Source organism: Nocardioides sp. BE266 (genome assembly GCF_031457855.1).
Taxonomy (GTDB): Bacteria; Actinomycetota; Actinomycetes; order Propionibacteriales; family Nocardioidaceae; genus Nocardioides.
In genome coordinates this window covers 526749-535418 of record NZ_JAURTI010000005.1, presented here as the reverse complement: position 1 = coordinate 535418, position 8670 = coordinate 526749, and the positions used below count along the sequence as shown (strand labels likewise).

The 8670-nt window shown below is 72.0% G+C and carries 8 protein-coding genes; 2 read left to right on the top strand and 6 right to left on the bottom strand.

Features of this window, described 5'->3' with window-relative positions; all coding sequences use genetic code 11:
- Positions 1 to 326: 326 nt before the first annotated feature.
- From J2X46_RS17955 to J2X46_RS24115, 4 genes are all read right to left on the bottom strand, one after another.
- A complete protein-coding gene (locus J2X46_RS17955; RefSeq protein WP_310252963.1) occupies positions 327 to 1070 on the bottom strand; it encodes a sirohydrochlorin chelatase in 744 nt (247 codons plus the stop codon).
- An 84-nt stretch (positions 1071 to 1154) separates the two neighbouring features.
- Positions 1155 to 1898 carry a phosphoadenylyl-sulfate reductase gene (locus tag J2X46_RS17950; RefSeq protein ID WP_310252961.1) on the bottom strand — a complete coding sequence of 248 codons (744 nt, stop codon included), beginning with the start codon at positions 1896 to 1898 and terminating at the stop codon, positions 1155 to 1157.
- 157 nt (positions 1899 to 2055) lie between these two features.
- Positions 2056 to 3774 (bottom strand): nitrite/sulfite reductase, encoded by a 1719-nt coding sequence (locus tag J2X46_RS17945; protein ID WP_310252959.1) that lies wholly within the window; start codon positions 3772 to 3774, stop codon positions 2056 to 2058.
- Positions 3775 to 3844: 70 nt separating this feature from the next.
- Positions 3845 to 3934, bottom strand: a complete 90-nt coding sequence (locus J2X46_RS24115; RefSeq protein ID WP_372477476.1) for a putative leader peptide — start codon at positions 3932 to 3934, stop codon at positions 3845 to 3847.
- A 234-nt stretch (positions 3935 to 4168) separates the two neighbouring features.
- Here J2X46_RS24115 and J2X46_RS17940 point away from each other — a divergent pair, with 234 nt between their 5' ends.
- Together J2X46_RS17940 and J2X46_RS17935 are read left to right on the top strand one after the other, a co-directional pair.
- Entirely contained in the window at positions 4169 to 5605 is a 1437-nt protein-coding gene (locus J2X46_RS17940) for a glycine hydroxymethyltransferase (RefSeq protein WP_310252958.1), read from the top strand.
- A gap of 74 nt (positions 5606 to 5679) precedes the next feature.
- Positions 5680 to 6291: a hypothetical protein gene (locus J2X46_RS17935; RefSeq protein ID WP_310252956.1), complete on the top strand. Its 612-nt coding sequence runs from the start codon at positions 5680 to 5682 to the stop codon at positions 6289 to 6291.
- Positions 6292 to 6301: 10 nt separating this feature from the next.
- Here the strand turns inward: J2X46_RS17935 and J2X46_RS17930 are convergent, their stop codons facing one another.
- Together J2X46_RS17930 and J2X46_RS17925 are read right to left on the bottom strand one after the other, a co-directional pair.
- Positions 6302 to 6991, bottom strand: a complete 690-nt coding sequence (locus J2X46_RS17930; RefSeq protein WP_310252954.1) for a response regulator — start codon at positions 6989 to 6991, stop codon at positions 6302 to 6304.
- Positions 6988 to 8583 (bottom strand): sensor histidine kinase, encoded by a 1596-nt coding sequence (locus tag J2X46_RS17925; RefSeq protein ID WP_310252952.1) that lies wholly within the window; start codon positions 8581 to 8583, stop codon positions 6988 to 6990. The genes J2X46_RS17930 and J2X46_RS17925 overlap by 4 nt, the downstream gene beginning before the upstream one ends.
- Between the last annotated feature and the right edge of the window lie 87 nt (positions 8584 to 8670).

The following is an 8670-nucleotide window of genomic DNA, read 5'->3' as shown; positions in this document are numbered from 1 at the left end:
GGGGGGGGGGGGGGGGGGGGGGGGGGCGGGGGGGGGGCGGGGGGGGGGGGGCGCCGGGGGGGGGGGGGGGGGGGGGGGGGGGGGGGGGGGGGGGGGGGGCGCCGGGGGGGGGGGGGGGGGGGGGGGGGGGGGCCGCGCCCCCCCCCCCCCCCCCCGACCGCCTGAGCGGGCTCTCACGCCGTGAGGCGCTCAAGCACCTTTAGCGAGGAATTTCGACGCGCTCGTGCGACTTCGTGCCTCAGTCGCGTCGCTTGCTCAATCTGGCCGAGCCCACGCGTCGCGCTCGTGCCTCGCGCGCCGCTGCTCGTCTCAGACGTGGCCGAGGATCAGACCGGCACCAGCTCGACGGCGCCGACGGCGTAGCGGGCCAGGATCGCGCGGGCCACGGCCGGGTGGGCACCCAGCGGGTCGGAGACGGCGACCGCACCCGCCTCGACGGCGAGCTCGGCGGCGCGGTCGGGCAGCTTGCCGGGCGCGAGGAAGAACGACGCGACGGCGATGTGCCGCTTGCCCTCGGCGCGGAACGCACGCACGGCCTCACCGGCGGCCGGGGGAGCGGCGGACGCGAACGCCGCGGTGACCGGCAGGCGGTGCCGGGCGCCCCACGTGCGGGCGATCCGGGCGACGGCCTGGTTGGCGAGCGGGTCGGAGGAGCCGGCCGCGGCCAGGACGAGGGCGTCGAGCTCACGCACGCGGGCCTGCTTGAGGGCCTCGCGGAGCCGTACGTCGAGCACCTCGAGGAACGCCGCCTCCATGCCGAGGATCCGGCTGGCCTGGATCTTGAGGCCGTCGTGGCGCGCCATCGCGGCGGCGATCGCCTCGGGGACGTCGACCTTTGCGTGGTAGGCCTCGGTGAGGAGCAGGGGGACGACGACGATCTCCTCGTGTCCGGCCTTCACCAGCCGGTCGACGACCGTGTCGAACGTCGGCTTGGAGAGGTCGAGGAAGGCCGTCTCGATACGGAGGTCGGGACGCATGGCCTTGACCTCGGCGACGAGCGCCTTGATCGTCGCGGCCGAACGCGGGTCCCGGCTTCCGTGGGCCAGGGCAACCAGAGCAGGAGCAGCCATCAGGGGTGCCTCCGATCATGTGTGGTGGTGCTGTGCTTCTTCAGGGGTGCCGCGACGACGTTGTCGCTGAGGTGGGTCTGTGAGTCAGGCATGGATGCCGCACTCGGTCTTGTTGGTGCCGGCCCAGCGCCCGCTGCGCGGGTCGTCGCCGGGCGCCACGCGCCGGGTGCAGGGCCAGCAGCCGATGCTGGGGTAGCCGTCATGGACGAGCGGGTTGACCAGCACGCCGTTGTCGACGATGTAGCGCTCGACCTGCTCGTCGCTCCAGCGGGCCAGCGGGGACACCTTGACCTTGCCCTTGCGTGCGTCCCAGCCGATGACCGGCGCGATGACCCGGTTGTGGGTCTCGGCGCGACGCAGGCCGGTCGCCCAGGCGTCGTACTCGGCGAGGGTGTCGTTGAGCGGCTTGACCTTGCGCAGCGCGCAGCACAGGTCTGGGTCGGTCTTGTAGAGGTCCTTGCCGTACTGCTCGTCCTGCTCGGCGACGGTGAGCGAGGTGCTGACCGTGCGGAGGTTGACCGGCAGGGTGGCCTCGACGGCGTCGCGGGTGCCGATGGTCTCGATGAAGTGGTAGCCGGTGTCGAGGAACACCACGTCGATGCCGGGGGCGACCTTGGAGGCGAGGTGCGCCAGCACGGCGTCACCCATCGACGACGTGATGGCGAACCGGTCGCCGAAGGTGGCGACCGCCCACTCGATGATGACCTCGGCCGGGGCGAGCTCGAGCTCGGCGCCGACGTGGGAGACGAGCTCGCGCAGCTCCTCCGACGTACGTCCCTCGGTGTGCGTGCCCTTGAAGTCGCGGGCGGCGCGGGTGGAGAGGCTCATGCCGCACCTCCGTCCTGTGCAGGGGGTCGGATCATTCCGGTCATCCGGACGGTGAACGCGCGCAGGCACGAGCGGCACTCCCAGGCCCCTGCACCCTCCTGGGGGAACAGGTTCTCGTCCCCGCAGTAGGGGCAGTGGAAGGGCACCGCTCGCTCGCTCATGCGCTCGCCAGCTCGGGCTCGCCGCGCAGCAGCTTCTCGTCGGCGCGGGCCACCCAGGCGGCGAAGCGCTCGCCGTCGGTGCGGTCCTGGAGGTACGCCGTCACGACGCGCGTGACGTAGTCGTCCAGGCCGGCGCTGGTCACCTTGTGGGCGCGCAGCTTGCGGCCCATGGTCGGGTTGAGCCCGAGGGCGCCACCGAGGTGCACCTGGAAGCCTTCGACCTGCCGGCCCTCGTCGTCCATGACGAGCTGGCCCTTGAGGCCGATGTCGGCGACCTGGGTGCGGGCGCAGGCGTTGGGGCAGCCGTTGACGTTGACCGAGATGTCGGTGTCGAGGTCGGGGAACCGCTTCTCCAGCTCGGTCACCAGGCGGCGCGCGCGCTCCTTGGTGTCGACGATGGCGAGCTTGCAGAACTCGATGCCGGTGCAGGCCATCGTGGAGCGCCGCCAGTTGCTCGGCCGCGCGGTGAGGCCGATCTTCTCGAGGTCGTCGGCGAAGGCGGCGGTGTCGTCGGCGGCGACGCCGATCACCACGAGCTTCTGGTAGGCGGTCAGCCGCGCGCCGGTGGCGCCGTACTGCTCCACGAGGTCGCCGAGCGCGCTCAGTGTGCTGCCGTCGATGCGGCCCACGACGGGGGCGGCGCCGATGTAGAAGCGCCCGTCCTTCTGCTCGTGGATGCCGATGTGGTCACCGGGCGTGACGGGCGACTCGGGGGAGGGGTTGTCGACGAGCGCCTTGTGGAGGTACTCGTTCTCGAGGACCTCGCGGAACTTCTCCTTGCCCCAGTCGGCGAGCAGGAACTTCAGCCGGGCCTTGGAGCGCAGCCGGCGGTAGCCGTAGTCGCGGAAGATGCCGGCGACGCCCTCCCAGGCGTCGGCCACCTCGTCGAGGGGGATCCACACGCCGAGCTTGTGGGCGAGCATCGGGTTGGTGGACAGGCCGCCGCCGACCCAGAGGTCGAAGCCGGGGCCGTGCTCGGGGTGGACGGTGCCGACGAAGGAGACGTCGTTGACCTCCGGTGCCACGTCGTGGCTCGGGTGGCCGGTCAGCGCGGTCTTGAACTTGCGCGGCAGGTTGGAGAAGTCGGGGTTGCCGAGGATGCGGCGCTTGATCTCCGCCAGCGCCTCGCTTCCGTCGATGATCTCGTCCTTGGCGATGCCGGCGACGGGCGAGCCGAGGAACGGGCGCGGGCTGTCGCCGCACGCCTCGAGCGTGGTGAGGCCGACGCCCTCCAGGCGCTCCCAGATCGCGGGCACGCTCTCGATCTCGATCCAGTGGTACTGGATGTTGTTGCGGTCGGTGATGTCCGCGGTGTTGCGGGCGTACGACGTCGAGACCTCGCCGAGCGCGCGGAGGGCCTCGGCGTCGAGGATCGCGCCGTCGGTGCGCACGCGCATCATGAAGAAGCGGTCGTCGAGCTCCTCCTCCTCGAGCTGGGCGGTCTTGCCGCCGTCGAAGCCCGGGGCGCGCTGGGTGTAGAGGCCCATCCAGCGGAAGCGACCACGCAGGTCGGCGGGGTCGATGGAGTCGAAGCCGCGGCGCGAGTAGGTGTAGAGGATGCGGTCCCGCACGTGCAGCGGGTCGTCGTCCTTCTTGGACTGCTCGTTCTTGTTGAGCGGCTCGGTGTAGCCGAGCGCCCACTGACCCTCGGCGCGCTTGGGGCGCGGGATCTCGGTGTTCTGGGCTGCCTGGGGCTTGAACCTGAGGTCGGGCATGATCAGGAAATTCCTGTTCGCTGAGGAGTGCCGCGCGCGACGTTGAGCGCGGAGGGGTCTTCTGGCGGCGTCAGCGATGCCAACAGGTCGCGCTGCCCACGCGCATGAGGTCGACGTGACGTCGAACCACCAGGTGCGTGTGGGTGAAAGCGGTGACCATGTCAAGAAGTCTCAGGGAGTGGACGGGGGTTCCACAAGCCGAAATCTCGTTATGTGGGACGTGATGCCACGATGTGAGACACCGGATCCGAGGTCACGCTGGACGCGGCCCCCTGGTGCGGTCCAGGTCACACTCCGGCCCGCTCGACAGCTCCCGGCGAGGGCCCACGAGACCGATGTCCAACCCGTGTTGCAGGGGCCGACACGTCCTTCCGTGACCCCTAGGCTGTGCGCCATGACGGACTCCCTCATCAGCAGCGCGTACTCCCAGGCACTCGAGGTCATCGCCTCGGTCGAGCCCCGCATCGCCGAGGCGACGCGCCAGGAGCTCACCGACCAGCGCGCTTCCCTCAAGCTGATCGCCTCGGAGAACTACGCCTCGCCGGCCGTGCTGATGACGATGGGGACCTGGTTCAGCGACAAGTACGCCGAGGGGACCATCGGCCACCGCTTCTACGCCGGCTGCCAGAACGTCGACACCGTCGAGTCCATCGCCGCCGAGCACGCGCGCGAGCTCTTCGGCGCCGAGTACGCCTACGTCCAGCCGCACTCCGGCATCGACGCGAACCTGACGGCGTACTGGTCGATCCTGGCCCACCGCGTCGAGGGCCCGTGGCTCTCCGACGCGGGCGTGAAGAACATGAACGACCTCTCGGAGGCCGACTGGGAGAAGCTGCGGGCCTCGCTCGGCAACCAGCGCCTGCTCGGCATGAGCCTCGACGCCGGCGGGCACCTGACCCACGGCTTCCGCCCCAACATCTCCGGCAAGATGTTCCACCAGAACCAGTACGGCACCGACCCGGAGACCGGGCTGCTCGACTACGACGCGCTGCTGGCGAAGGCGCGCGAGTTCAAGCCGCTGATCCTGGTCGCCGGCTACTCCGCCTACCCACGCCGGGTCAACTTCGCCAAGATGCGCGAGATCGCCGACGAGGTGGGCGCCACGCTCATGGTCGACATGGCGCACTTCGCGGGCCTCGTCGCCGGCAAGGTGTTCACCGGCGAGGAGAACCCGGTGCCCTACGCCCACGTCGTCACCAGCACGTCGCACAAGTCGCTGCGCGGCCCGCGCGGCGGCTTCATCCTCGCCACTGAGGAGTACGCCCCCAGCGTCGACCGCGGCTGCCCGATGGTCCTCGGTGGGCCGCTCAGCCACGTGATGGCCGCCAAGGCCGTCGCCTTCGCCGAGGCTCGCACCACCGAGTTCCAGGGCTACGCGCAGAAGGTCGCCGACAACGCCAAGTCGCTCGCCGAGGGCTTCCTGACCCGCGGCGCGAAGCTCGTCACCGGCGGCACCGACAACCACATCGTGCTGCTCGACGTGTCGTCGTTCGGGCTGACCGGCCGCCAGGCCGAGTCCGCGCTGCTCGACGCCGGCGTCGTGACCAACCGCAACTCGGTCCCGCAGGACCCCAACGGCGCCTGGTACACCTCCGGCATCCGCTTCGGCACGCCCGCCCTCACCACGCGCGGCTTCGGGCACGACGAGTTCGACACCGTCGCCGACCTCGTGGTCGACGTGCTGTCCAACACCCAGCCCGGCACCACGAAGGCCGGCGAGCCCAGCAAGGCGACGTACACCCTGGGCGACGGAGTCGCGGACCGCGTGACGAAGCGTTCGGCGGAGATGCTCGACGCGAACCCGCTCTACCCAGGTCTCGAGCTCACCTGACCGAAACCTCCCCCTGGGGCCGCTCCTCGTGGTTGGCTTCGCCAGCACACGAGGCCGACCGACGGGGGAGGGCCATGCGACGACTCGTCGCCACGGCGCTGCTGGCGGCGTGCGCCGGACTGGCTTCCGGATGCGCGCAGACGGAGCAACGCGAGAGCACCACGGAGCCGACGGAGCGGACTGCGCAGCCCGCCGAGCCAGCGCCCACCGGTGAGCCCGGTGGGTCCGACGGGCCCGTCGTTCCCGAGGGGTTCCGGGTCTTTGCCGGCGACGGGTTCCGGGTGGCCCTGCCCTGCACTCCGGACCTGAAGACGATCCCGATCACCCTGCCGTCAGGCACCGAGCTCGAGGCGCGGTCGTGGGGCTGCGCCTCGAGCGAGGTCGCCTTCGCCGTGTCGACGACCACCTTCCCGAGAGGGCTAGCGTCGGACCTCGACGGGGTGTCGGTCGGGATCGCGCGCCAGACCGGGGGCACCGTCGTCGCCGACGAGGCGGTGTCGTACGCCGGACTGCCGGGCCGCGACGTCACCGTCAAGGTCGAGCGGGGCGGGCAGACGGCGATGTCGTTCTCGCGCGCCCTGAAGCGCGGGCGCACGCTCGTGCAGGTGCAGGTGGTCGTGGTGGGCGACGCCGCCGAGCCGCCCTCGGACTACCCCAAGATCCTGGGATCCCTCGAGCTGACGTGATCGCGGCGCCTCACTCGCCCTGCCGCCAGACGTAGCCCACCTCGGGTCGCCCGGCTCCGCCGTAGCGCGGTTGCCGGGTGACCCGACCCTCGTCGGCGAGGTGCTCGAGGTAGCGCCTCGCGGTCACGCGGGAGACACCGATCGCCTCGGCGGCCTCGGTGGCCGACAGGCCCTCCGGGCGCTGCCGGAGCGCCTCCACGACCGCGCGCAGCGAGTCGAGGCTCATGCCCTTGGGGAGGCCCTCGCCGGTCGGGCGGCTGCGCAGCGCCCCGAACAGCTGGTCGACGTCGTCCTGGACCACGTCGGTGGGCGAGCTCTCCAGCCGCGCCCGGAAGGCGGCGTACTGCTCGAGCTTGCTGCGGAAGGCGGCGAACGTGAAGGGCTTGAGGAGGTAGAGCACGACGCCCTGCGACACCGCGCGTCGCACCACCTCGGTGTCGCGGGCGGACGTCACCGCGATCACGTCCAGCGGGCGCCCCTCGGCCCGCAGGCGTTGGAGCAGGCCGAGGCCGTGGCCGTCGGGGAGGTGCATGTCGAGCAGCACCAGGTCGACGTCGGCGTCGCGCTGGAGCAGCCGCATCGCCTCGCCGGCCGAGTGCGCGACCCCGGCGAGCTCGAAGCCCGGGACCCGGCCGACGTACGTCGCATGGGCCTCCGCAGCGACCTCCTCGTCCTCGACGACGAGCACCCGCACGCTCATCCGGACTCCTTCCCGTCGGCGTCGACCGTGAGGGCGAACCTCGCCCCGCCGAGCGGTGAGTCGGTGACGTCGAGCCGGCCGCCGTGGCCCGAGACGACCTGCGTCACGATCGCCAGGCCGAGGCCGCGCCCCTCGCTGGCCTTGCTGGACCACCCGCGGTCGAGCACGTGCGCGCGGTCCTCGGGGGCGATGCCCGGACCCGAGTCGTCGACCTCGATCCGGAGGTGGTCCACGTCGCCGGCCAGGCCGACCCGTACCCGCTGCGGCCGCTCCCCGCGGGTCTCGGCCACGGCGTCGAAGGCGTTGTCCACGAGGTTGCCGACCAGCGCGACCAGGTCGCGGGCCTCGACCGGCAGCAGCGCGGGGAGCTCGCCCTCGATGTCGAGGTCGATGCCGCGCTCGGCGGCCTGGGCCGTCTTGCCGAGCAGGAGCGCGGCGAGCACGGGCTCCTCGACGGCCGAGACCAGCTCGTCGGCCAGGCCCTGCGCGAGCTGCAGCTCGGCGGTCGCGAACTCGACGGCCTGCTCGGGCCGGCCCATCTCCACGAGCGAGACGATCGTGTGGAGGCGGTTGGCGGCCTCGTGGTTCTGCGAGCGGAGCGACTCGGTGAGCCCGCGGACCAGGTCGAGCTCACCGGTGACGGCCTGGAGCTCGGTGCGGTCGCGGACGGTGACGACGGCGCCGACCTCGTCCTGGTGCCAGTAGGCGGGGGAGGTGCTGAGCACCAGCACCTGCTGGCCCAGGACGTACGTCTCGTCGGCGACGGCGGTGCGCTGCTCGACCGCGCGGACGAGCCCCGGCGGCAGGCCGAGGTCGGTCAGCGACCGGCCCTCGACCTCGTCGGGGAGGGCGAGCAGCCGCCTCGCCTCGTCGTTGACGAGCTGGACGCGGAGGTCGGAGTCGACGAGCAGCAGGCCCTCGCGCACCGCCCCGAGGACGGCGCGGTAGTACTCGTACATCCGGGTGATCTCGCGCTCGCCGAGCCCGTGGGTCTGGCGGCGCAGGCGACGGGCGATCAGCCACGCCCCGAGCAGCCCCGCCAGCAGGGTGACGCCGGCCGCCAACGCGATGCCGGGCAGGTCGCCGAGCAGCTGGCGGTCGAGCTTGTCGACGGTGATGCCGACCGCGACCAGCGCGAGCACCTTGCCGCCGTCGGTCACCGGGACGACGGCACGGATCGAGGGCCCCAGCGTGCCGGCGTACTCCTGGGTGAAGACTCGGCCCTCGGGCGCGCCGCCGAGGTCGCCGACGAACTTCCCGCCGATCTGGGTGGGATCTGGGTGGGTCCAGCGGGTGCGGTCGGTGTCCATGACGACGACGAAGTCGGTGCCGGTGTCGCGGCGCACCTCCTCGGCGAACGGCTGGAGAGGTGTCGTCGGGTCGGCGGCCAGCACCTCCTGGCGCACGAAGGGGGAGTCGGCGACCGACCGCGCCACGGCGGTGGCCTGGTCGCGCGCCGCCTCGCGCGAGTCGCGGCGCGCGTCGAGGGCGGCGAGCGCGACCGCGGTGACCACGAGTACGACGACGACGCCGACCTGCAGCAGCAGGATCTGGCGGGCCACCGGGCTCTCGCCCTCGGCTCGACGCGTCATGCCGCGCATTGTGCCGCACCGGAGTGGGCACTTGTGACGACGAACACAACGAACAGAACGGTGACGGGGCTCACAGGCTCGGTGACG